Annotated in this window: 20 protein-coding genes; 8 read left to right on the top strand and 12 right to left on the bottom strand. The window is 74.3% G+C overall.

Features of this window, described 5'->3' with window-relative positions; translation table 11 throughout:
- Positions 1 to 61: 61 nt before the first annotated feature.
- The 3 genes from ABTZ03_RS42175 to ABTZ03_RS42165 all read right to left on the bottom strand — a co-directional run bounded on the left by ABTZ03_RS42175 (position 62) and on the right by ABTZ03_RS42165 (position 3,100).
- On the bottom strand, positions 62 to 1,594 hold the full coding sequence (locus ABTZ03_RS42175) for a glycoside hydrolase family 3 protein (protein ID WP_350518568.1): 1,533 nt from the start codon (positions 1,592 to 1,594) through the stop codon (positions 62 to 64).
- Positions 1,591 to 2,331 carry a tyrosine-protein phosphatase gene (locus ABTZ03_RS42170; protein WP_350518567.1) on the bottom strand — a complete coding sequence of 247 codons (741 nt, stop codon included), beginning with the start codon at positions 2,329 to 2,331 and terminating at the stop codon, positions 1,591 to 1,593. The genes ABTZ03_RS42175 and ABTZ03_RS42170 overlap by 4 nt, the downstream gene beginning before the upstream one ends.
- A gap of 157 nt (positions 2,332 to 2,488) precedes the next feature.
- On the bottom strand, positions 2,489 to 3,100 hold the full coding sequence (locus ABTZ03_RS42165; protein ID WP_350518566.1) for a TetR family transcriptional regulator: 612 nt from the start codon (positions 3,098 to 3,100) through the stop codon (positions 2,489 to 2,491).
- A gap of 239 nt (positions 3,101 to 3,339) precedes the next feature.
- Between ABTZ03_RS42165 and ABTZ03_RS42160 the strand changes: the two genes are divergently transcribed.
- The 6 genes from ABTZ03_RS42160 (at position 3,340) to ABTZ03_RS42135 (ending at position 9,639) form a co-directional block, all read left to right on the top strand.
- Positions 3,340 to 4,908 (top strand): ABC transporter substrate-binding protein, encoded by a 1,569-nt coding sequence (locus ABTZ03_RS42160; protein ID WP_350518565.1) that lies wholly within the window; start codon positions 3,340 to 3,342, stop codon positions 4,906 to 4,908.
- Positions 4,905 to 5,909 carry an ABC transporter permease gene (locus ABTZ03_RS42155; protein WP_350518564.1) on the top strand — a complete coding sequence of 335 codons (1,005 nt, stop codon included), beginning with the start codon at positions 4,905 to 4,907 and terminating at the stop codon, positions 5,907 to 5,909. Before ABTZ03_RS42160 ends, ABTZ03_RS42155 begins: the two co-directional genes overlap by 4 nt.
- Positions 5,896 to 6,798 carry an ABC transporter permease gene (locus tag ABTZ03_RS42150; protein WP_350518563.1) on the top strand — a complete coding sequence of 301 codons (903 nt, stop codon included), beginning with the start codon at positions 5,896 to 5,898 and terminating at the stop codon, positions 6,796 to 6,798. The genes ABTZ03_RS42155 and ABTZ03_RS42150 overlap by 14 nt, the downstream gene beginning before the upstream one ends.
- The gene (locus tag ABTZ03_RS42145) at positions 6,795 to 7,790 is read left to right on the top strand and encodes an ABC transporter ATP-binding protein (RefSeq protein ID WP_350518562.1); all 996 of its coding nucleotides are present in this window, start codon (positions 6,795 to 6,797) and stop codon (positions 7,788 to 7,790) included. The genes ABTZ03_RS42150 and ABTZ03_RS42145 overlap by 4 nt, the downstream gene beginning before the upstream one ends.
- Positions 7,787 to 8,740 (top strand): ABC transporter ATP-binding protein, encoded by a 954-nt coding sequence (locus ABTZ03_RS42140; protein WP_350518561.1) that lies wholly within the window; start codon positions 7,787 to 7,789, stop codon positions 8,738 to 8,740. The genes ABTZ03_RS42145 and ABTZ03_RS42140 overlap by 4 nt, the downstream gene beginning before the upstream one ends.
- Positions 8,741 to 8,868: 128 nt before the next feature.
- Positions 8,869 to 9,639: an AraC family transcriptional regulator gene (locus ABTZ03_RS42135; RefSeq protein ID WP_350518560.1), complete on the top strand. Its 771-nt coding sequence runs from the start codon at positions 8,869 to 8,871 to the stop codon at positions 9,637 to 9,639.
- Here ABTZ03_RS42135 and ABTZ03_RS42130 read toward each other — a convergent pair.
- The 3 genes from ABTZ03_RS42130 to ABTZ03_RS42120 all read right to left on the bottom strand — a co-directional run bounded on the left by ABTZ03_RS42130 (position 9,618) and on the right by ABTZ03_RS42120 (position 12,425).
- Positions 9,618 to 10,271, bottom strand: a complete 654-nt coding sequence (locus ABTZ03_RS42130; RefSeq protein ID WP_350518559.1) for a class I SAM-dependent methyltransferase — start codon at positions 10,269 to 10,271, stop codon at positions 9,618 to 9,620. The two genes, ABTZ03_RS42135 and ABTZ03_RS42130, sit on opposite strands and share 22 nt — an antisense overlap.
- Before the next feature lie 168 nt (positions 10,272 to 10,439).
- A complete protein-coding gene (locus ABTZ03_RS42125) occupies positions 10,440 to 11,249 on the bottom strand; it encodes a hypothetical protein (protein ID WP_350518558.1) in 810 nt (269 codons plus the stop codon).
- Positions 11,250 to 11,456: 207 nt separating this feature from the next.
- A complete protein-coding gene (locus ABTZ03_RS42120; protein WP_350518557.1) occupies positions 11,457 to 12,425 on the bottom strand; it encodes an NADP-dependent oxidoreductase in 969 nt (322 codons plus the stop codon).
- Between the two features lie 140 nt (positions 12,426 to 12,565).
- On the opposite strand from ABTZ03_RS42120, the gene ABTZ03_RS42115 reads away from it, so the two are divergent.
- The gene (locus ABTZ03_RS42115; protein ID WP_350518556.1) at positions 12,566 to 12,943 is read left to right on the top strand and encodes a winged helix-turn-helix transcriptional regulator; all 378 of its coding nucleotides are present in this window, start codon (positions 12,566 to 12,568) and stop codon (positions 12,941 to 12,943) included.
- A gap of 70 nt (positions 12,944 to 13,013) precedes the next feature.
- Here the strand turns inward: ABTZ03_RS42115 and ABTZ03_RS42110 are convergent, their stop codons facing one another.
- The 4 genes from ABTZ03_RS42110 to ABTZ03_RS42095 form a co-directional block, all read right to left on the bottom strand.
- Positions 13,014 to 13,883, bottom strand: coding sequence for a hypothetical protein (locus tag ABTZ03_RS42110; RefSeq protein WP_350518555.1), 870 nt, complete (start codon positions 13,881 to 13,883; stop codon positions 13,014 to 13,016).
- An 11-nt stretch (positions 13,884 to 13,894) separates the two neighbouring features.
- Positions 13,895 to 14,464, bottom strand: coding sequence for a papain-like cysteine protease family protein (locus ABTZ03_RS42105; protein ID WP_350518554.1), 570 nt, complete (start codon positions 14,462 to 14,464; stop codon positions 13,895 to 13,897).
- A 135-nt stretch (positions 14,465 to 14,599) separates the two neighbouring features.
- Complete coding sequence (locus ABTZ03_RS42100; protein ID WP_350518553.1) at positions 14,600 to 15,295, bottom strand: VC0807 family protein; 696 nt, start codon at positions 15,293 to 15,295, stop codon at positions 14,600 to 14,602.
- Positions 15,296 to 15,467: 172 nt separating this feature from the next.
- The gene (locus ABTZ03_RS42095; protein WP_350518552.1) at positions 15,468 to 16,811 is read right to left on the bottom strand and encodes a chloride channel protein; all 1,344 of its coding nucleotides are present in this window, start codon (positions 16,809 to 16,811) and stop codon (positions 15,468 to 15,470) included.
- Between the two features lie 219 nt (positions 16,812 to 17,030).
- On the opposite strand from ABTZ03_RS42095, the gene ABTZ03_RS42090 reads away from it, so the two are divergent.
- The gene (locus ABTZ03_RS42090) at positions 17,031 to 18,395 is read left to right on the top strand and encodes a hypothetical protein (protein WP_350518551.1); all 1,365 of its coding nucleotides are present in this window, start codon (positions 17,031 to 17,033) and stop codon (positions 18,393 to 18,395) included.
- 43 nt (positions 18,396 to 18,438) lie between these two features.
- Here ABTZ03_RS42090 and ABTZ03_RS42085 read toward each other — a convergent pair whose 3' ends face one another.
- A complete protein-coding gene (locus tag ABTZ03_RS42085) occupies positions 18,439 to 19,353 on the bottom strand; it encodes a YhjD/YihY/BrkB family envelope integrity protein (RefSeq protein WP_350518550.1) in 915 nt (304 codons plus the stop codon).
- Between the two features lie 218 nt (positions 19,354 to 19,571).
- A complete protein-coding gene (locus tag ABTZ03_RS42080) occupies positions 19,572 to 20,801 on the bottom strand; it encodes an oxygenase MpaB family protein (RefSeq protein WP_350518549.1) in 1,230 nt (409 codons plus the stop codon).
- Positions 20,802 to 21,218: the final 417 nt, after the last annotated feature.

Genomic DNA, 21,218 nt, shown 5'->3' with positions numbered 1-21,218 from the left:
GATCGAATGTGTCCATGACAGGGTGGTTCCTCTGTTCAGAAGATGAAGGGAGAGTGGAGGGTCAGTAGTGACTGGGGAGCTGTCGGACCCGGACGGGCGCCGGGAACTCCAGCGAGCCGCTGTGGAAGTGCTGTTCGAGCAGTCCTTCGCGCTGTTCGTACGGTGCGCGCAGCCGGACCACGGCCAGGTCGGCCTCCGCCACCGTGTCGACCACGGTCCCGAAGCGCGCCGCCACCGCCGGGTCCACCCCCTCGACGTAGAGCCGGGTGCCGGCCGGCGGCTCCCCGGCGAGGTGGACCAGCGAGCGCCGCTGCACCTCGCGGCCGAGGGCCCGGCCCGCCTCCGTGCCGACCACCCGCTCGGCCTCGTCGGGGTCCACGTAGGGGTCGTCGAAGAGGCCGAGCCGGAACTTGTCGCGCAGGATGCGACGGGCCGACGCGTCGATCCGCTGCTCGTCCACCGCGCCGGAGGCGACGGCGGCGAGGATCAGCCCGGGGTCGGTCTCGCCGCCGAGCTGGTCGGCGCCGGCGTCCAGGGTGAGCACCACCTGCTCGGCCACCGAGAGGTGTTCGACGCCCCAGTGCCGGGGCGGCAGGCTCACCACCCCGGGGACCTCCATGCCCGTGATGGCGTTGAAGTCGGTGCAGACCACCCCGTCGAAGCCGTACTTCCCGCGCAGCAGGCCGGTGATGACGTCATGGTTGAAGTTGGCGCCGACCTCGGCCAGGCCGCTGCCGGAGGGGATCGCGTAGGCGGGCATGATCTGCGCGGTGCCGGCGGCGAAGGCGGCCTCGAAGGGGCGCAGGTGGGTCTCGAACTCTCCGCCGGGGTAGACCAGGCGCCGCCCGGCGGCGAAGTGCGAGTCCTCGCCGTGCTCCTGCGGGCCGCCGCCGGGGAAGTGCTTGGTCATGCAGGCGACGCTGCCGGGCCCGATCCGCTCGCCCTGGAGGCCCCGGATGTAGGCGTCGATCATCCGGGAAGCGCGCTCCGGGTCCTCGCCGAAGGTGCCGCTGATCCGGGCCCAGCGGGGCTCGGTGGCGAGGTCGGCCATCGGATGGATGGCGACCCGGATGCCGACGGCGCACAGCTCACGGCCGATCAGCGCGGCGTACTCGTGCACCAGGGCGGGGTCGTCGGTGGCCGCCAGGCCGATCGGTTCCGGGCCGGTGCTGAAGCCCCCGCCGGTGTGCGCGGTGGCAGGGTTGGCGGTGAAGCCGTGCCGCGGATCGGAGGAGAGGGTGACCGGGATGCCGAGCCGCCCGGCGGCGGCGAGGTCCTGGACGTGGTTGTTCCACTGCGCCATGGTGCGGGCGTCGGGCACCGCCATCATGGCGAAGTGGGTGAGTCCGCGGTCGGGGATCAGCTGCGCGCCGGAGGGGAAGGGTTCGTGCTCGCCGGGGAGGATCCGCTGGTCGCCGGGCAGCATCCGGCCGTGCAGCATGAGCGCGGCCTTCTCGGCCAGGGTCATCCGGGCGAGCAGGTCCTCGACGCGCTCCTCGACCGGCAGCCGCGGGTCCTCGTAGGGCTCCATGGTGCCGTTGTGGTTGAGGTCGCGGAACGGCGTCCCGTCGGTGTGGCGCAGCAGGGTCGTCATGCCGCACCCCCGGCAACCGCCTTGGCGCGGACGGCGTCCAGGGTCGCGGCCGGGACGCCGCAGTGCAGCAGGAACGCCTCGGCCGTGCCGTACTCGGCGTGCACCAGGTCGAGGAAGGCGCGCATCGCCTCGGCGGGGGCGGCCAGCAGCGGGGCGGGGACCTTGAGGGCGCCGCTCTCCACCTGGTTGAGGGCGGCCGGGTTGCGCTCGGCCAGTCCGGCGAAGATCTGCGGCAGGGCGTCGGCGGTGCGCGCGTAGTCGGCGACGATCTCCTCGACGGGCACGGCGAGCAGGTCGAGCAGCAGGGCGGTGAGCAGGCCGGTGCGGTCCTTCCCGGCGGCGCAGTGCAGCAGGACGGCGCCGGGCCGGGCGGCGGCCTCGACGGCGGCAGCCACCCCGGCGGGGGCGGACTCGGCCATCAGCAGGTAGAAGGCGCCGAGGTCGGCCCCGGTCTCCATGGTCCGCATGGCGCGTTCGAGCGCCTCGTTGACGGGCTCGATCGGGGCCCGGACGACGTCGGTGCCGGCCTCCTGGACGGCGGTCCAGTCCTCTTCGCGGATCTCGGCACCGCCCCGGAGGTCGATCACGGTGCGGATGCCGTGGGCGGTGAGCAGCGCGACGGTGTCGGCGTCGGCGGCCGGGAAGGGCTGGGCGGAGCGAAAGAGGAGGCCGTGGCGGACCAGTCGGGCCGCCGGGTCGGCGAGCACCGCGGGGTCGCGGAAGTTGACCAGGGACATGGGGGGCCTTTCGGGCAGGTGCGGTGGTTCCGGGCAGGGCGCATCGCCCGCGCGGCGCTGTCGCGGCGCGGGGGGCGGTGGGCCGGGAGCCCGTCGGGGTCGGAGAGGGGACGGCTGGAGCTCTGACAGCCTCGGGCCGTCAGGGGTTCGAAGGGGATCAGTGGGTGAGCGTCCGGGCCGCGCCGAGCACGTCCCGGTAGGCGTCCGCCCAGGCGGTGAGCGTGCTGCCGTCCTGGGCGACCAGGACGTGCCGGCGCACGAGTCCGGTGAACAGCGCGGCGAAGGCGGCCGGGCGCAGGTCGGCGATCGGGTCGACGCCCAGGCGGGCGGCGGCCAGGTCGGCGGTGCGCTGGGCGAACAGGTCGATGACGACCAGGGCGTAGTTGTGCACGGACTGCACGTCGAGGAAGTCGCGGCGCAGCCTGCGGCGGCGGGCGGTGTGTTCGACCGGTTCCTCCCACTGGCCGTCCGTGGCGGTCAGCGCGTGGTCGAGGGCGGCCCAGAGGTCGAGCTCGGGCGGGGCGGCGGCGAAGGCGTCCAGCACCAACTGGCCGAAGTCCCAGCCGAAGAGCAGCGCCTCCTTGGTCGGGTAGTAGCGGAAGAAGGTGCGGTGGGCGACGTCGGCCCGGCGGCAGATCTGCTGCAGGGTGGTCTTCTCGAAGCCCTGTTCCTCGAAGAGGTCGAACGCGGCGGTCCGGATGCTGTCCCGGGTGCGGGCCTTCTTGCGGTCGCGCATGCCCGGTTCGGTCGCCTCGTCGATGTCCGGCATCGGTGTTGTTCCACTCCCTGTCGCGCCGCGTCCTCCGGTGACGGCTCGTGCACCGTCACGACCGGTAGCGAATCACGCCGGGCAAGGCCCGCTCAAGCGGTGCGGTAACTCTTCGACGGCTCGTCATCCAAACTTTGCACAACTGCCTATTGGCAGTAGTGCCACTTCCGCGAAGGTATCGGCGGCGGCCGCCCCGGCGGTCCGCCCCCACCCCCCGCTCCGAGGAACACCGAGGAACCATGAAGCGGCACACCCACGTTCTGGCATCAGCGGTCTGCGCGACCGCCCTGACGCTCACCGCCGGAGCCTGCTCGGCCTCCGACGACGCGCTCACCGGCGGCCCCGCGGCCGGCTCCGCCACCGGCCAGGACGGCCCCGCCGTGGACGGCGGAACCCTGCGGATCGGCCTGGACCGGGCCTTCACCCGACTCGACCCCGCCGACAGCACCCTGGTCTCCGAACCGATGCTGGTGCTCGCCAACGCGCTCTACGACCCGCTGATGACCAACGGCGACAACGGCACCGTCCAGCCCTACCTGGCCCAGGAGTTCACCCCGAACACCGACGCCACCACCTGGACCCTGCGGCTGCGCGACGGGGTCCGGTTCAGCGACGGCAAGCCGCTCGACGCCCAGGCGGTGATCGACCACGTCACCCGCCTGTCCAAGCCCGAGAGCAAGTGCTCGTGCGCGGCCGACGCCGCGGCCATCGGCTCGATGACCGCCCCCGCCGCCGACACCGTCGTCTTCACCCTCAAGTCGCCCAACTCCGTCTTCCCCAACGCCTTCACCCGCTCGCTCGGCTACGTCTCCGAGGCCCCCGGCGCCGACGGCACCGCGATCGGCTCCGGCCCGTACGTCCTCGCCGGCGCACAGAGCGGCGTCTCGGCCGAACTCACCCGCAACCCCGCCTACCGGGGCGCCAAGGGGCACGCCGACAAGCTCGCCTTCCGAGTGCTCCCGGACACCGACAGCCGCTACCAGTCACTGCGCTCCGGCGACACCGACCTGATCTGGGCCGAGAGCCCGGCGCAGTTCAAGCAGGCGCCCGCCGACGGGCTGCGGGTGGCCGCCGGTCCCGGCTCCACCTCCACCGTCCTGATCAACACCAGGACGGCCCCCTTCGACGACCCCCGGGTCCGCCAGGCGATGCAGTACGCCATCGACCGCGAGGCCGTGGAGAAGGTCGTCGGCCTCGGCCAGGGACAGGCCGCCGACGGCCCGATCGGCTCGCACTCGGCATACCGCACGGCCGGCGGCTCCTCCGGCTACCCCGCCCACGACCCGGCCCGGGCCCGGCAGTTGCTCGCCGAGGCGGGCAACCCCCAGGTCTCCTTCGACTACCTGGTGGACAGCCGCCCCGAGTCCCAGCAGCGCGCCACGGTGATCCAGCAGATGCTCGGCGAGGCCGGCATCAGGATGACCGTCAAGCCGGTGGACGCCGCCGCCGCGGGCACCGCGCTGATGCAGCACTCCTTCCAGGTCATGGACTTCATCACCAGCATGTTCGGCGACACCGACGCGGCGCTCACCGCCCTCTTCCCGGCCGCCTCCCCGCTGAACTTCACCGGCTACCACAACCCCGCCGTGGACCGCTCCCTCACCGAGGGCCGGGCCGCCCTGGACCCGGCCGCGCGCGCCGCCGCCTACAACGGCGCCGCCCGGCAGATCGTCACCGACGCCCCGATGCTCTTCCTCACCGAGAACTCCAACGGCTTCCTCGCCTCCGCCCGGGTCGGCGGCCTGCCCGACCTGTCCCGCCGGACCGTGATCAGCCTCTCCCCCGCCACCCTGTGGAGCAAGAAGTGACGCCCCCACGCCGTACGGGCCGGCCGGCGCCCCGCCACGACCCGGCCCGGCGACTGCTGCGCGCCGGCAGCCGCCTGGCCCGGGCCGCCGCCGTCCTGCTGGTGGTCGTCGCCGCCGCGGTCTGGCTCCCGCACCTGCTGCCCGGCTCCCCGGCCGCCGCGGCGCTCGGCCCCACCGCGACCCCCGAGCAGATCGCCGCCTACGAGTCCCACCTCGGCCTGGACCAGAGCCTGCCCACCGCCGCCTGGCACTGGCTCGGCAACCTGGCCCACGGCGACCTCGGCCACTCCCTGGCCAGCGGCCGCAGCGTCACCGACGAGCTCGCCGACCGGGTCCCCGTCACCCTGGAACTCTTCCTGGCCGGCCAGCTGGTGGCCCTGCTACTGGCCGTGCCGCTCGCCCTGGCCTCGGCCTGGCGGCCCGGCGGCGCGGTGGACCGGATCGCCACCGCCGGCGCCTTCGTCTGGCTCGCCGTCCCCGGCTTCGTCCTCGGCCTGCTGCTGATCTGGCTGGCCGCCGTTCAGCTGCGGGTACTGCCCGCCACCGGCTGGACCCCGTTCACCCGGGACCCGGTGCAGAACCTGCGCCACCTGGTGCTGCCGGCGCTCACCCTCGGCCTCACCGAGGCCGCCGTCTTCACCCGCACCCTGCGCTCCCAACTGCTGGAGACCCTCGACCAGACCTACATCGCCGCCGCCCGGGGCCGCGGCATGGGCACCGTCCGGCTGCTGCTGCGCCGCACCCTGCGCCCGTCCTCGCTGCCGCTGGTCACCCTGGTCGGCATCGGCGTCGGCACCTCGCTCGGCGGCTCGGTCCTGGTCGAGACGCTCTTCGCGGTGCCCGGCGTCGGCAGCCTGGCCTCGGCGGCCATCGCCGGACGCGACTTCCCCGTCGTCCAGGCCGTGGTGGTGCTCGGCGCCACCGGGGTCGTCACCGCCACCCTCGCGGTGGACCTGCTCTACCGCGCGCTCGACCCGAGGATCGCCCATGACCACCGCTGAACCGCCCGCCGCCACCGCCCCGACGCAGCCCGCACAGCCCGCCGCCCCGGCCGCCGACACCGGGCCCCGCCCCCGCCGCCGCCCGGCCACCGGCACCCTGGTCGCAGCCGGCTGGCTCACCCTGCTCGCCCTCACCGTCCTGCTGCTGCCCCTGCTGCTGCCCGGATTCGACCCGCTGCACGGCGACTTCGCCCACCCCTCGGCCCCGCCCGCCCCCGGACACTGGCTCGGCACCGACGCCTCCGGCCGGGACGTGCTCCAGCGCACCGTGGCCGGCGCCCGGGCCTCCGCCGCCGTCGCCGCGCTCACCGCCACCGTCGGCCTGCTCGGCGGCGGCGCCCTCGGACTGGCCGCCGGCTGGTTCCGCGGCCCGGTCGACCGGCTGATCGGCTTCACCACCGACGTCCTGATGTCCGTCCCCTCGCTGGTCCTGGTGATGATCGCGGTCTCGCTGCGCGGCCCGAGCCTGCCCGTGATCGGCGTGCTGATCGGCCTGCTGACCGTGCCGCACTTCACCCGGGTGGTGCGCGCGGTGGTGCTGTCGCTCAACGAGCGCGGCTTCGTCCAGGCCGCCCGGATGCTCGGCACCGCCCCCGCCCGCATCCTGCGCCGCGAGATCCTCCCGCACGTCGCCCCCGCCGCCGTCGGCTTCGCCTTCACCGCCACCACGGTCGCCATCGTGGCCGAGGGCTCGCTCAGCTTCCTCGGCTTCGGACTGCGCCCGCCCGCCCCCTCCTGGGGCGGCATCATCGCCGAGGGACGCACCAACCTCGGCAGCGCGCCGTGGATCTCCCTCGCCCCGGCCGCCGTGCTCTGCCTGACCGTCCTCGCCGTCAACTACCTCGGCGAGCAGCTCCGTTCGCCCGCCCCGAAGGGAGCCGCCCGATGACCGGCCCCGTCCTGGACGTACGCTCGCTCGACACCGTCCTGCACACCCCCGACGGCCGCACCCTGCCGGTGCTGCGCGGCATCGACCTCACCGTCGGGCCCGGCGAGTGCCTCGGCGTGGTCGGCGAGTCCGGCTCCGGGAAGTCGGTGCTCGCCCGCAGCGTCCTCGGCATCCACCCGCGCGGCACCCGGGCGACGTCCACCGGCGCCGTCCTGCTCGACGGCGAGGACCTGCTCACCGCCCCGGCCCGCCGGCGGGCCGCCCTCCTCGGCACCGGGATCGCCATGGTCCACCAGGACCCGATGACCTCGCTCAACCCGGTGGTGCGGATCGCCGACCAGGTCACCGAGGCCCTCACCAACCGGCGCCGGCTCAACCGGGCCGCCCGGCTCCGCACCGCCGCCGACCTGCTCGCCGCCGTCGACGTCCCCGACCCCGCCCGCCGCGCCCGCGCCTACCCGCACGAACTCTCCGGCGGACTGCGCCAACGCGTCGGCATCGCCGCCGCCCTGGCCGGCCAACCCCGCCTGCTGCTCGCCGACGAACCCACCACCGCCCTGGACGTCACCGTCCAACGCACCGTCCTGGACCTGCTCGACCACCACCGCCGCAGCCGCGGCCTGGCCACCCTGCTGATCACCCACGACATCGGACTGCTCTACGGCCGGGCCGCCCGGATCGCCGTCATGTACGGCGGCCGGATCGTCGAGACCGGCCCCACCGAAGCCGTCACCACCCACCCCGCCCACCCCTACACCGCCGCCCTGCTGCGCTCCGTACCGCGGGTCACCGGCCCGCTGCGCCGGACCCTGCCCGCCATCCCCGGCTCCCCGCCGGACCCGGCCCGCCCCACCGCCGGCTGCCCGTTCGCCCCGCGCTGCGCCGACGCCCGGGAGCGCTGCAACACCGAGGCGCCGCCCGTCCACCGGCCCGCCCCCGGACGGTCCGTCAGCTGCCACTACCCGCTCGGCACCCCGGAGAGCACCCCATGACCGCCGTCCTCGAAGCCACCGGCCTCACCGTGGTGCACCGCACCCGCTCCGGCCCGCTGCACGCCGTCAGCGACGTCGACCTGACCCTGCACCGGCACCGCACCCTCGCCCTGGTCGGCGAGTCCGGCTCCGGCAAGAGCAGCATCGCCAAGGCCCTGCTGCACCTGCCCCCACCCACCGCCGGGACCGTCACCCTGGACGGCACCGACCTCGCCACCCTCACCCCGCGCGCCCTGCGGGCCCTGCGCCCCCGCCTGCAGATGGTCTTCCAGGACCCGCTCTCCTCGCTCAACCCGCGCCGCCGGGTCCGCGACCTGGTCGCCGAACCCCTGGACGCCCACCCCCGCCCCGGCACCGACCGCGAGGCCACCGTGCACCGGCAGCTGGAGGCGGTCGGCCTGCCCGCCTCCTTCGCCGACCGCCACCCCGGCCAGCTCTCCGGCGGCCAGGCCCAACGGGTCGCCCTGGCACGGGCGTTGACCGCCGAACCGCGCGTGCTGATCGCCGACGAGGCCGTCTCCGCACTCGACGTCTCCGCCCAGGCCACCGTGCTCAACCTGCTCCGCCGCCTCACCGAGGAACGCGGCCTGGCCGGGCTGTTCATCTCGCACGACCTCGGGGTGGTGCGCGCGGTGAGCGACGAGGTCGCCGTGCTCCAGCTCGGCCGGATCTGCGAACGCGGCCCGACCGAGGAGGTGTTGGCCGCACCCGCCCACCCCTACACCAGGGCGCTGCTCGCCGCCGTCCCCGAACCCGGCCGCCCGCTCGGCGACACCGGCCTGCTGCCCACCGACCCGCCCTCCCCGCTCGACCCGCCCTCCGGCTGCCGCTTCCGCACCCGCTGCCCGCTGTCCGACGACCGCTGCGCCGCCGAAACCCCGCCGCTGCTCCCCGTCACCCCCACCCGGACGGTGGCCTGCCACCGCCCGCTGCTCGACCGGCAGGCCTGACCTCGGCCCGCACCGCACGACCGGCCCGGTGGCACCGTCGGCCCGGTGGCACGGCCGGCCCGTTGCGGTGCGCCCGGGGTGGCCGGAACCCGCGGTGGCGGGTCCCGGCCTCTGGCACCATCGGACGGATGGAACAGTGGGAGGCGGCCGGGCCGCGCTTCGTCGTGGGCGCGGGATACGCGCTGTACCGGGGGCCGTTGGCGGACAGCGTCCCGCACCGGCACGCCGCGTTCCAGGTCGCCGTCGCGGTGGCGGGCGGCGAGGTGACGGTCGCGGACGGAGCCGGGGCCCGCCACCGGGGCCCGGCGGTGGTGGTGCCGCCGATGGTGTGGCACCGGATGGCACCGACCCGCCGGGTGCTGGCGTTCTTCGTCGATCCGCACTGCGCATTCGCGGACCGGCTGCGCGCCGACTCCGGTGACGGCGTCACCGTGGCACCCCAGTGGCGGGACCTCACCGAGGAGGCCCTCCGGCCGGCCGGGATGCTGCCCTCGGCCGAGGTGGACGCCCGGCTGTGGGCGGCACTGGAGGCACTGACGGACCACCCGGTCGCGCCGACCGACCACCCGGTCGCGCTGCCGGCGCTGGCCGCCCGGGTGGGACTCTCACCGCAGCGCCTGCGGGCCCTGGCCCAGCGGCAGTTGGGGGTGCCGCTGGCCCGCTGGCGGATCTGGCGGCGGCTGGCCCGCGCGGCCGAGGCACTGGGCGAGGGGTGCACGCTCGCCGAGGCCGCGTTGGCGGGCGGCTTCGCGGACCAGGCGCACTTCAGCCGCCAGATGCGGGAGATGACGGGGCTCACGCCGTCGGAGGTGCTGCCCGCGCTGCGCGCCCCGGCCCGGGTGGACCACCGCCCGCACCCGGTCCCGTCGCACCCGGTCTACTCGCGACGGGCGACGTAGAGCGACAGCGAGCCGGTGACCGTCGAGACCGTCTCGGCCTCACGCACACCGTGGAACCCGGCCTCGGCGATCAGCCGGGGCAGGATGCCATCGGCGTTGGGCTGGGTGTCCTCCTTGCCGTCCGCGAACTGCACGATGCGGAACGCCAACCGCATGGCCGCCGTGCGCTGGCGCCCGTAGTCGGCGATCACCAGCTTCCCGCCGGGGCGCAGCGCCGCGTGCATGGAGGCGAGCACGGCCTGCTTCATGGGGACCGGGCACTGGTGCAGGACGAGGCTGGACACGACGGTGTCGGCGGCCTCCGCGCCGACGAGTTCGGCGACGGCGTCGCCCATGCCGACCCGCCACTCGGGGTCCGTGCCCGCGGCGGCCGCCTTGCGGCGGGCGAGTTCGAGGGTGCCGGGGTCGGGGTCGACGCCGATGACCCGGGCGCGCGGCTCGACCCGGCCGAGCAGAACCGCCAACGAGCCGGTGCCGCACCCGACATCGACGATCACGTCGTCCGGGCGGGGGGCCACGTGCATGGCGAGCAGGCTGCGCCACAGGCGTTCGCGGGTGAGGGCGACGATGGGGTCGTAGAGGCGCAGCGGGGCGAGCCGGCCGGCGGCGGGGGTGAAGGCGCGATCGGTCATGCGGGCCAGTGTCGGGCGAGGGGCGGCGCGGCGTCTTGAACGATTCGCTCGCCGCACCGGCCCCATCACCGAACCGGCCCGGCCACCGAACCGGCTCGCTCACCGAACCGGCCCGCCGCTGCGGACAGGGTCGGGCAGCGGCGGGCCGGGCGTCGGGGCGGATCCGGATCAGGCGTTGTTCAGACGCTCCGCCTGGTAGGGACCGCAGGCGGCGGACTGGATGCCGGTGGCGGAGACCCAGTAGCCGGGCGGGGTCGGGGAGTCGGCGCAGGCGATGATGCCGTTGTAGGCCACGTTCAGACGCCCGCCCAGGTACTGGCCGCAGCTGCCGACCTGGAAGTTCGCGGTGATCACGTAGTTCGACGGGATCGGGGAGTTGCCGCAGAAGGTCATGCCGTCGGAGGCGGTGTTGATCCGGGCGCCGAGGTAGATGCCGCAGGCGGCGTTCTGGTAGCTGGAGGTGATCACGTAGTTCGCCGGGATCGGCGAGTTGCCGCAGACCGCGATGCCGTTGCTCGCGATGTTGACCGTCTCCCCGTACCACTGGGAGCAGGTGCTGTCCGGTCCCTCGCTGGTGATCACGTAGTCGGCCGGCAGTGATCCGTTGGAGTTCCCGCAGATCCGCATGCCGTTGGCGACGGTGTTGATCCGGCCGGTCTGGTACTGGCTGCAGCTGTTGGTGCTGTAGATGGAGGTGACAGCGTAGCCGCTCGGTACCGGGCCGTTCAGGCAGATGGCGAGCCCGTTGGACGGCGGCTGGATGGTCTCGGTCAGGTAGCCGCCGGTACAGCTGCCGGTGAGCGACTCGGAGGTGATCACATAGCCGGGCGGGACCGGGACGTTGCCGCATATGGTGGCGGCCTGGGCGGTGCCGGCGAAGAGGACGACACCGCCGGCGACCAGGGTGAGTGCGGAGAACAGGCGCACCAACCAGGCGGTGGCGGACTTCAGGGACGTGAAGGGCTTCACGGGCTTCACGGGCTTCACGGGGATCATGCGCGACTCGCTTCCGACGGGACGGGCAAGGCCGACGCGAGACTAGTGGCAACACCGGCGCCGCCGCCATGGTTCTGCTGCGAATAATTGACGCGCGCTCACCACTCGTGCCGCCGGCGCCGCGGAACGGTGGCGAGCGACCCCATGGCGGCGCCGACTTCAGGCGTCGGCGCCGCCCGCCGGGCGGTCTCAGTCGGTGACCGTCAGGGCGAGCTTGCCCCGGACGCGCCCGGTCTCGCCGTGGGCGTGGGCCTCGGCGACCCGCTCCAGCGGGAAGGTCCGCTCCACCTCCACGACCACCTCGCCCTCGTCGATCAGCCCGGCGATCGTGGTCAGCGCGGCGCCGTCCGGCTCGACCAGGAACGGCGTCACCCGCACGCCCGCCGCCTCGGCGGCCGCCGCCAGCTCCGGGGAGACCCCGGCCGGGACGGCGATCAGCAGGCCGTCCGGGCGGAGCACCTTCAGCGCGCGGGTGCTGGTGTCGTCGTGGTCGTCGCCGACCAGTTCGAGGACGACGTCGACCCCGGTGACGGCCTCCTCGAAGCGGGTGGTGGTGTAGTCGACCACCTCCTCGGCGCCGAGTTCCTTGAGCCAGCCGTGCCGGCCGGCGCTCGCGACGGCGATGACGTGGGCGCCCAGGATCCGGGCGAACTGGACCGCGAAGTGGCCGACGCCGCCGGCCGCGGCGGTGATCAGGACGCGCTGCCCGGCCGTGACGTGGGCGGCGTCGTTCACGGCCTGCCAGGCCGTCAGCGCGGCCAGCGGCACGGCGGCGGCGTGCGCGTGGTCGAGGGTCGCGGGCTTGCGGGCGAACTGCCGGGCGGGGGCGGTGACGTACTCGGCGTAGGCGTTGGCGGCGTGCGGGAACCGCGGCATGCCGTAGACCTCGTCGCCGGGCTTCAGGACGGTCACCCCGAAGCCGACCTCCTCCACCACCCCGGACACGTCCCAGCCGAGGGTGAACGGCGGCTCGCCGATCAGGTCCGCCATGCCGGAACCGGCACGGGTCTTCCAGTCCACCGGGTTGACGCCGGCGGCGTGCACCCGCACCAGCACCTCGGTGGGCAGCGGCACCGGACGCGCCACCTGCGCGACCCGCAGCAGCTCCGTCCCGCCGAAGCCGTCCTGGACCACCGCGCGCATCGTCTCTCCGGACATCTGCAAACTCCTCTGGCGAGGTTCCCGGGAGGGCCGTCCGCGGCCCTCCCCTTGACGTCGGCGACGCTATCCCCGGGGGTGTGGTTACCATCAAGGTCTACTACTTCCCTTTGGGAAGTAACGAGGTGAGGAGCGCCAGCATGACCATGACCTGCCCGAGCGGGCAGCACGGGGAGCACGACGTCTACGCCGCCCAGTGCCGCTGCCGCCCGCTGCTCGACCTGCTCGCCAACAAGTGGTCCGCGCTCGCCATCGGCGCCCTGGAGGACGGCCCGCGCCGCTTCGGCGAGCTCCAGCGCCGGCTGCAGGGCGTCAGCCCCAAGGTGCTCACCCAGACCCTGCGCCGCCTGGAGGACTACGGCTTCCTCGACCGGACCGTCTACCCGGCCGTCCCGCTGCACGTCGAGTACGCCCTCACCGAGCTCGGCCGCAGCGCCGCCGTCCCGCTCAACCACCTGCGCAGCTGGGTGGAGCAGAACCTGGACCAGGCGGTCCGCGCGGAGCCGGTCGCGGGCTGACCGGCGTGCACCCGGCGGCCGCCCCGACTCCCGGCACCGGGCCGGGAACCGGGGCGGACGGGCTCCGGGTTCAGTCGGCCGCGCGTCGCCGACGGCGGAGCACGAGGACGGCGCCCGCGAACGCGACCGCCGCGCCCGCACCGCCGACCAGCGCGGGCGTCGAGGACGAGGCCGCCGCCAGCCGCTCCCCGCCGCCGAAGCCGCTGGACATCCCGGCGGTGTCGTACTGCGAGCCGGGCAGCTTGTCCGCGTAGCGGGCCTTGACCAGCTTCTGGTAGTCGCTCAGCGAGACCGAGTCCTGGCCGTTCAGGCCTTGCCGCGCCTGGTCGTTGAGCGGCTGGACGGTGGTGAGGCCCAGCTGGTACCAGCCGCGGATCTGCGGCTCGCTGAACACCAGCGTCCCCGGGGTGGCCTTTCCGGCGTACACGGCGTCGCTGTCCCCGTCGCGCACGGCGGCCAGGTGCCAGCCGCCGCCGTCGGTGGGGGCGAGCATCACGGTGGCGTTGCGCCCGTTCACCGGGGCGTTCAACGCGGAGACCAGATGGCTCAGTTGGATCGCCGAGGAGGGAAGGGGCGGGGCCGTCCCGGCGACGAAACCGGGGGTGATCTCGTTCAGGGCCAGCGGGTCGTTGACGGTGAACGCCGGGATGCCCTGGCAGGGGTCGGCACTGTCGGGGATCGGCTGCACCGTCCCGGCTCCCTTCCCCTGCGGCAGCGGGACGCCGAGGAAGCGGCAGACGGCGTTGCGGACGTCGGTGGACTTCACCAGGTCGAGCGCGGCCTGGTAGTCCGGGATGTCCGCCGGGACCGGATCCTTGGCCGGGGCCGCGTGGGCGGGGCCGGCCAGGGTCAGCAGCGCGGCGGCGCCGGCCGCCAGGACGGTGGCCGGGCGGAAGCGGCGGGCAACTGTCCGCCCGCCGGTCGTGCGGGTGTCGTGCATGCCGCGTCGCCTCATCGTGAGATGCCGATCCGGGAGTGGGTCCACTTGAACGAGCTGTTGCTGACGTAGTCGCTGTAGTTCCACCAGGTGTAGGTGGTGGTGTCCGGCCAGGGGTCGCCGACGGCGATGGTGTTCTTGACGGTGTCGAAGCCGTAGACCACGTTCATGTGGCCGCCGCCGGACGTCCAGCCGATCCGGGCTCCGATCGGCCGGGACGCCTTGACGTCGGTGTAGACCTGGTTGAACGTAGCCGCGCTGCTCAGGCCCGTGCCGGTGTGGGTCATGCCGAGGCTGCTCCAGCCCCTGGCCATGTCGTCCAGCGTGGCCGGCTGGTTGTTGCAGCCGTAGTAGGGCTGGGCCCGGCTGCAGAAGTCCGTCTGCGTGCTGCCGAAGCCCTGGAACTTGGCGATGGTCAGCCCGGAGGCCACCCAACACCACTGGGACTTCTCCTGCTTCAGCATGGTGATGGTGTCCTGCCCCGCTTCGGCGCGGGCCTGGCCCGCTGCCGCGGTGAGCAGGGCCGAGGCCGTCAGGGCGACGGCCGTAGCCCTGCTCGCGACTCTGGATCTGGATCTGCCCATGGGTCTGCCTTCCCGCACGAGTGCGATGAGTACCGGGGATTTCGCAGAGCCATGACAACACGAGACGATTCGATCACAGGGAGTACACGAAGGAACTCCACCCGTACGGGCCAGCCGGCGCCGGCCCGCCGATGGTCAGCGACCCGCTTCCGGGACCGGCACCCCGGCCGTCCCGCTGAGGGCGTCGGCCTCGAACGCGGCCCGCATCCGCCGCCGGTAGCGCCGCGTCCACAGCACCAGACCGGTCACCACCACGACCTCGACGACCGTCGAGAGGCCGTTCACCAGCGTTACCGGCAGCGTGAACACCAGCACCACCCGCACCAGCGCCTCGGCCAGCAGTCCGATCCCCCAGAGCGCGGTCGTCAGCAGCCGGCTGCGTCGCACGGCCGGGGTATCCGGGAGCGGGTCCGGCAGCCGCCGGGCCAGGTAGGCGATGGCCGGGGTGCGGGTGGCGCAACTGGCCAGGAACACCAGGCCGGCCAGGGCGCTGGTGGCCGGGTCACGGAGCAGCAGCAGCCGCACGTCGTGGGCCGGCAGCGCGATGGCCAGTCCGAGGAGGTAGGTGGCGAGCACCAGCCCGGTCACCGGGTCCAGGCTCCGGCTGCGGACGATCTTCCACAGCAGCCGGGCCCCGGCCACCCCGGTGGCGGCCAGCAGCGAGACGGAGACCGGGTAGCCGACCGCCTGGCAGCCGTAGAAGGTGGCGGGCGACAGCCCGATGTCGTAGGCGAGGCCGATCTTCCTGGCCCGCGCGGAGGGAACGGTTTCGGGACGGGACGTCCGGCGTACCTTCGCCGGAGCCGATTGGGTGCTCTGGTGAGTGGTCATGCCTCGACGCTACGGAGCGGCCCCCACGGCGGGATCGACCCGGGGGCGGAGCACCGGGTGGAGATTCCCCGCCCGCGCCCTCCACCCCCGGCGACCCCGGCAGGCCCCCGGCCTGCGGGAGCCCGGCCCTCCCCCGGGTGGAGGCGCGGCCTCGCCGCGCGGGGCGGGCGGGTCAGCTCGGCCCGGTCCCGGACCGTTCCCCGGATTCGGCGGCGGGGAGCCCCCGGGCCCGCAGCACCTCGCCGACGGCGAAGGCGACCACGGCGGCGATCACCACCAGCGGGAGCTGGTCGGCGGCGTCCCGGCCGAGCAGGAGGGAGGCCAGGACGGCGGCGGAGACCGGTAGCCGGAGCACGGCGGCGCCCGCGGCCGCCATGCCGACGGCGAGTGCCGGGGCGGGCGCGAAGCCGGGCACTCCGGCCAGCGCGGTGGCGAGCGCGGGACCGATCAGCAGTGCCGGGAAGACCGGACCGCCGCGCAGGCTCCCGAGCGACAGGCCCCAGGCCACGCCCTTGAACACCACCAGGAGCAGCAGTGCGGAGACCGGCCAGGATCCGGGATCCGCCGCCAGGTGCGCCAGCGTCGCCTGGCCGGAGAGCGCGACCTCCTCCGGGGAGCGGCCGGTGGCCAGCGCGTAGCCGCCCGCGCAGGTCCCCACAGCGAGCGCGGCGGCGATCGTCGTCGCGGCGGTGTGCCGGGCGGCGCGGTCGGCCACGACCCGGCCCAGTCGGGTCGCGGCGACCACGCCGCAGGCGATCACGGCGGCGAGCGGGATCCCCCACAGGAAGTCACCCGGAGCGGGCGGCCGGTCCGGCGGAACGGTGGGCAGATCGAGCGCCCCGATGCCGAACCCGGACCACCGGCCGAACCCGGTGAAGACCAGGGCGCCGACACCGCTGGAGAGCAGACAGGGCAGCATCAGCAGGAAGAGCTGCGGTCCGCCGATACCGGCCGCCTCGATCAGCAGCACCGCGGCGACCAGCGGGTTGCCGAAGACGGTGGCGATCGCGGCCGCGGAGCCCGCCGCGCCGAGCACCGGCGCGAGCCGCGGGTTCTGCTCCCGCCGGGCGGGCCGCACGGCGAACAGGGCCAGCCCGCTGCCCAGCGCCATCAGCGGGGCCTCGGGGCCGAGCACCGCGCCGAGGCCGAGCGAGGCGAGCGCGGCCAGGACGATGCCGGGCAGGTCGCGCGGCCTGGTCGGGGTCGCGTCCAGGCCGCCGACCGGGACGTGGCCGCCGCGGCCGGGCAGCCGGGTGACGGCCAGGGCGACCAGGGTCCCGCAGACCAGCAGGGTGGGCAGCGGCCACCACCAGGGGGCCCGGGACCAGCCGAGGGCCTGCGGCAGGGCTTCCCAGACTCCGTGCTCCAGCGCGTGCGCCAGGCTGACGAACCCGAAGGCGGCCAGCGACACCGGGATGCCGACCAGTCCGGAGACCAGCAGGAGCCGCCGGTACCCGCGGTCGCGCAGGAGGACGTGGAGCCGGACCGTCTCGGCGGAGGTCTGCTCCTCGGCCATGGCCCGCCTCCCTGGGTGTCCGCCCGGTTCCGGTCCCAGGTTTCCATCGGGCGGGCCGACCCGGCCGTGCGGCCGCCGCCAGCGGAGTGACGGGTCCTCGGGCTCCGCCCCCGGGTCGGCGTCGGCGGCACGCATCCGAACGGATGAACTCCTGTCGCCGCCCCTCCTGCCCCGGGATTGGCTGGACCGACCAACGGCACGGCGAGGACGGAGCACCTGATGTCGCCATCGGACGGCGGGGCCGAACCGGAACCGGGGCCCGGGAGGTCGCCGGAGCTGGCGGACCTGCGGCGGCGGATCGCCGCGTTGGAGGCCGGTGGTGCGCCGGGCCGGCCGGAGCACCACCGGGCGCGGGCGGCCGGCTCGGCGGCGCTGATCGTGATCGCCGCGGTGCTCGCGCTGCTGGCGGTGGTGGCCGTGTGGGCGCGGGACGAGGTGACCGACACCAACCGCTTCGTCGCCACCATGGCGCCGTTGGCGAGCGAACCGACGGTGCAGGACGCGGTGACCAACCGGGTCACCACCGTCGTGCTCCAGCAGATCGACGTGCCGTCCCTGGTCGGGCAGCTCTCCCAGGCCGCTGCCCAGGCGGGCGTGCCCCCGGTCGCCGCGAACCTGATCGGCTCGCTCAGCGGGCCGATCGGCGGCGGGCTCTCCAGCCTGGTCGGCTCCACCGTCCACCGGGTGGTGGCCAGCTCGGCCTTCGCGACGGTGTGGACCGACGGGATCCGCGCGGCGCACGCCTCGATGGTGAAGGCGCTGACCGGGCAGGGCGGCGGAGCCGTGTCGCTGGCCGACAACCAGGTCACCATCGACCTCGCACCGGTCATCGAGCAGGTCAAGACCGAGCTGGTCGCGGCCGGGCTCGGACCGGCGGCGAGGATCCCGGCCGTCCACACGTCGTTCACCGTCTACTCCTCGGAGTCGATCGGGAAGATCAAGACCTGGTTCCGGCTGCTGCAGATCCTCGGCAACTGGATGCCGCTCCTCACCGTGGCGGTGGCTGCGGCCGGGGTGCTGCTCGCGCGTGACCGCAGACGGGCCCTGGCCTGGGCCGCCGTCGGGGTGGCGGCGGCCATGCTGGTGCTGGGTGCCGCGCTCACGGTCTTCCGCGGCTACTTCCTCGACCAGCTCCCGCCCGGCGTCGACGCGGGAGCGGTCGGCACGGTCTACGACGCGCTGGCGCGCTTCCTGCGGATGGCCGTGCGGACGGTCGGCGTGCTCGCGGTCCTGGTGGCGCTCGGCGCCTTCTTCGTCGGACCGTCGAGGGCCGCGACCTTCGTCCGCGCGGCGTGCGGCACCGGGATGGGCGGCGTACGGCAGGCGGCCGATCGGATCGGCTTCCGGGCCGGTCCCGTCGAGTCGTTCGTCCGTCGGTTCAAGCACGCGATCGGGGCGGCGATCCTGCTGGTCGCCTCGCTGGTCTTCGTGTTCTGGGCGCACCCCACGGCGATGACGGTGTTCTGGTTCGCCGTCGTGGTCCTGATCGCCTTCGGCGTCCGGGAGTTCCTCGCGCCCGGTCCCGGGCCGGCCGGGCACACCGCGTCCCCGGGAGCCCCCGGCTCCCGGCCCGCTCCGGGCTAGGCACCGGGCTAGGCACCGGGCCAGGCGCCAGGCAGGGTCCGGTTCAGCGCCTGGGCCTTCGGGGCCGGTGGTGGGCCGCCAGCTGCTCCCGGGCGCTCTGCCACTTCAGCCGTGCCCGGGCGATCACCTGGTCCCACTCCCGGCGGACCTCGTCGTCGGCCGGGCGCTCCCCCCGGGCGAGGCGGTCCAGCTCGTCCCGCACCTCCCGGCCGACCGCCGCCGATCCGACCAGGACGAACATCACGCCGAAGAGTGCGGAGACCAGGGCGAAGACCGCGCCCATCGCGCCGTACTGGGCGGCCGACGAATTGAACAGGCGGGGCAGATAGACGGTGGCGCCCACCGAGTACGCGGCCTCCACCACCGCCGCGACCAGCCCGAACGGGAGCAGCTCCCGCAGGCCGACCCGACGCGCCGACAGGACCCGGCCGCTCCAGACCAGGAAGAGCGCGGTCAGCGGGGCCTGGGCGACCGCCCCGCCCAGGGGCGGTCGCCCCTGCCCCAGAACGGCGGTGAACCACGCGGTGACGGTGAGGTAGCCGAGCAGCCCGGCGATCCATCGCAGGCCGTTCAGCGTGTTGCGGACGCTCAACGGCGGCAGCTCCCAGACCTGTTCGAACAGCCGCTGGACGGCCCGCGAGAAGCTCAGCAGCGACACCGCCAGGAACAGCAGCCCGAACACGCCCACCCCGGCGCTCACCTCGCCGCTCGGCGAGAAGACGTACCGCACGGCCTCCGCGCCGCCCCCGGTGAGGTGGTACCGGTCGATGATGCGGTGCGCGGTGTCCTTCGAACCGAGCCGGGCCAGGACGACGCCGGAGACGATCAACAGCGGAACCACGGCCGAGAAGCCGCTGGAGGCCAGCGCCATCGACCGGTCGAAACCCACCAGCCGCTGGAACCGGCCGACCACGCGCAGCGCGAAGGCGGGCCGCAGCCAGAAGGTCAGGGCACGCAACAGGCTCTCCCGGGTGACCAGCGCCGTCCCGTCCTCTCTCGTCGTCCGGCCCGGCGGATTCGCGACTTAGCGCTAACCGCCGCGGACGCGCGGGAAACCCGCTTCACACGCACGGTGCAGGCGGGGGCGGGGAGCGGATTCACCCGGGGCCCTCCGAGTCCACCGAATCTGACGGGCCGCGGCCTCCGCCGGCCGATCGGGCCGACGGAGGCCGGGGGTCAGCGGACGGGCATCTGGAGGTCGTAGTCGCGGAAGTCCACGGCGTACCAGGCGACCATCTGCGAGGCCACCTTGAACATCTGCGAGTGGATCGGGGCCAGCAGCGGGAACTTCTGCTGGACCTCGTAGGCGGGCCGGTACAGGAAGGGGGCGAGCGTGGCGACCGGGGTGTCCATCGCCGGATTGGCGTTGATCTCCAGCACGTCGGCGACGTGCTCGTCCATCATCCGCACCATCGACGCGCCGACGGCCCCGGCGCCGGGGAAGATCTTCCGGTCCATCCAGTCCAGCATGTTGCGCGCCAGCTTGACGCCCTCGTCCGAGCGGGCCCGGTGGTTGGCGGCCGCGTCGGCGAGGACCAGGTTGGCCTGTTCGAGGGTCCTGGGGTTGTAGGCGTCCTGGATGCCCAGCAGCCGGCCGCCGACCCGCACCACGGCCATCAGCTCGTCGATCTGCCGCGGGTCGGGCCGGAAGTCGAACTTGGCCGCGAGCTGGACGTTGTAGGCGCCCACGTACATGAGCTCCTCCACCTCCAGGCGCTGGCTGATCGGCATCCCGTCCCGGGCCTGGTTCCACCCGTGCGCCAGCCCCATGTGCCGGGCCGCCGCGTGCACCAGGCGCAGTTTGGCCATGGTGATCCAGGCGTTGCCCGACGGTTCCCAGTTGGCGCCGTCGAGGGTGTCCCAGAGGGTGTTCATGGTGCGGGAGAAGCGTCGGCCGATGTCCATCACGAGGTCGTACTTGGCGTACCAGACCGACTTGGCCAACAGCGGGTCGGCGAGCGCGGCGAAGAGGCCGCCGAAGGCCTCGGTCACCGTGATGGCCTCCATGTTGCCCTGCATGAGCTTGATGGAGTCGCCGTTCCTGACCCGGTCCATGACCGCCTGCTCCTCCGCGGTCAGCACGGAGTTGCGCCGCAGGAAGTCCTCCAGCACCGGCGGCGCCGCGGCCGGCACCGGCTGGTCGTTGCGGGTCCAGTCGTGGAAGACCTGGTTGGCCAGCACCATCTGGTCGTCGCGCACCAGCTGGTCGACGACCGCGTCGGCCTCCGGGTCTCCCTCCTGTGCCGCCCGGTCTCCGGGCAGCACCCAGGTCGGGTCGGCTCCGGGGGCGGCGGCGGGGCTTCGGTGCTCCGCCGCCTGGGCGGGAGCGGCGGACGGCAGGGCGGCGGCGGCACCGGCGGCGAGGGCGGCGGCCAGTGTGGTTCGCCTGGTGAAGGATTGGTCCATGAGGCCCATGGTGCGTGGCCGATCGACCGCGATCCCGGTGATCAACTCGGTGATCACCCGGAATGATGACCCGGCGTCAACGCGGGGTGGACGGTCTGCCGCCGCGCCCGCGGAACCCGCCGGCCCAGGCCGGTGGACGCGCGTTGATCAGACGTATACCGGCGGGCGCGATGATCGATCTGTGAGCGGCCCGGACCGGGCCGACGAGCCCGGCGGGGCTACCCGTTACCCGCCGGCAGCGACGCCCGGTCCGCCGGCCGCCACGTCAGCACCAAAGACCGCCCGGCGCCGTCCGGACCGGTGGGAAGCAAGAGGAGAAAGTCGTTGAGCAACGAGAGCCTGGCCAACCTGCTCAAGGAGGAGCGGCGTTTCGCCCCGCCGGCAGAGCTCGCCGCAGCCGCCAACGTCACCGCGGCC

This window comes from Kitasatospora sp. NPDC096077 (assembly GCF_040303245.1).
Classification (GTDB): Bacteria; Actinomycetota; Actinomycetes; order Streptomycetales; family Streptomycetaceae; genus Kitasatospora.
This window is presented reverse-complemented; position numbering and strand designations above follow the sequence as displayed.

Bases quoted from the DNA above. Each gene is read 5' to 3' on its own strand.
- ABTZ03_RS42175 (WP_350518568.1), bottom strand. From the start codon at position 1,594: ATGACGACCCTGCTGCGCCACACCGACGGGACGCCGTTCCGCGACCTC.
- ABTZ03_RS42170 (WP_350518567.1), bottom strand. From the start codon at position 2,331: ATGTCCCTGGTCAACTTCCGCGACCCCGCGGTGCTCGCCGACCCGGCG.
- ABTZ03_RS42165 (WP_350518566.1), bottom strand. From the start codon at position 3,100: ATGCCGGACATCGACGAGGCGACCGAACCGGGCATGCGCGACCGCAAG.
- ABTZ03_RS42160 (WP_350518565.1), top strand. From the start codon at position 3,340: ATGAAGCGGCACACCCACGTTCTGGCATCAGCGGTCTGCGCGACCGCC.
- ABTZ03_RS42150 (WP_350518563.1), top strand. From the start codon at position 5,896: ATGACCACCGCTGAACCGCCCGCCGCCACCGCCCCGACGCAGCCCGCA.
- ABTZ03_RS42145 (WP_350518562.1), top strand. From the start codon at position 6,795: ATGACCGGCCCCGTCCTGGACGTACGCTCGCTCGACACCGTCCTGCAC.
- ABTZ03_RS42140 (WP_350518561.1), top strand. From the start codon at position 7,787: ATGACCGCCGTCCTCGAAGCCACCGGCCTCACCGTGGTGCACCGCACC.
- ABTZ03_RS42135 (WP_350518560.1), top strand. From the start codon at position 8,869: ATGGAACAGTGGGAGGCGGCCGGGCCGCGCTTCGTCGTGGGCGCGGGA.
- ABTZ03_RS42130 (WP_350518559.1), bottom strand. From the start codon at position 10,271: ATGACCGATCGCGCCTTCACCCCCGCCGCCGGCCGGCTCGCCCCGCTG.
- ABTZ03_RS42120 (WP_350518557.1), bottom strand. From the start codon at position 12,425: ATGTCCGGAGAGACGATGCGCGCGGTGGTCCAGGACGGCTTCGGCGGG.
- ABTZ03_RS42115 (WP_350518556.1), top strand. From the start codon at position 12,566: ATGACCATGACCTGCCCGAGCGGGCAGCACGGGGAGCACGACGTCTAC.
- ABTZ03_RS42110 (WP_350518555.1), bottom strand. From the start codon at position 13,883: ATGCACGACACCCGCACGACCGGCGGGCGGACAGTTGCCCGCCGCTTC.
- ABTZ03_RS42105 (WP_350518554.1), bottom strand. From the start codon at position 14,464: ATGGGCAGATCCAGATCCAGAGTCGCGAGCAGGGCTACGGCCGTCGCC.
- ABTZ03_RS42100 (WP_350518553.1), bottom strand. From the start codon at position 15,295: ATGACCACTCACCAGAGCACCCAATCGGCTCCGGCGAAGGTACGCCGG.
- ABTZ03_RS42095 (WP_350518552.1), bottom strand. From the start codon at position 16,811: ATGGCCGAGGAGCAGACCTCCGCCGAGACGGTCCGGCTCCACGTCCTC.
- ABTZ03_RS42090 (WP_350518551.1), top strand. From the start codon at position 17,031: ATGTCGCCATCGGACGGCGGGGCCGAACCGGAACCGGGGCCCGGGAGG.
- ABTZ03_RS42080 (WP_350518549.1), bottom strand. From the start codon at position 20,801: ATGGACCAATCCTTCACCAGGCGAACCACACTGGCCGCCGCCCTCGCC.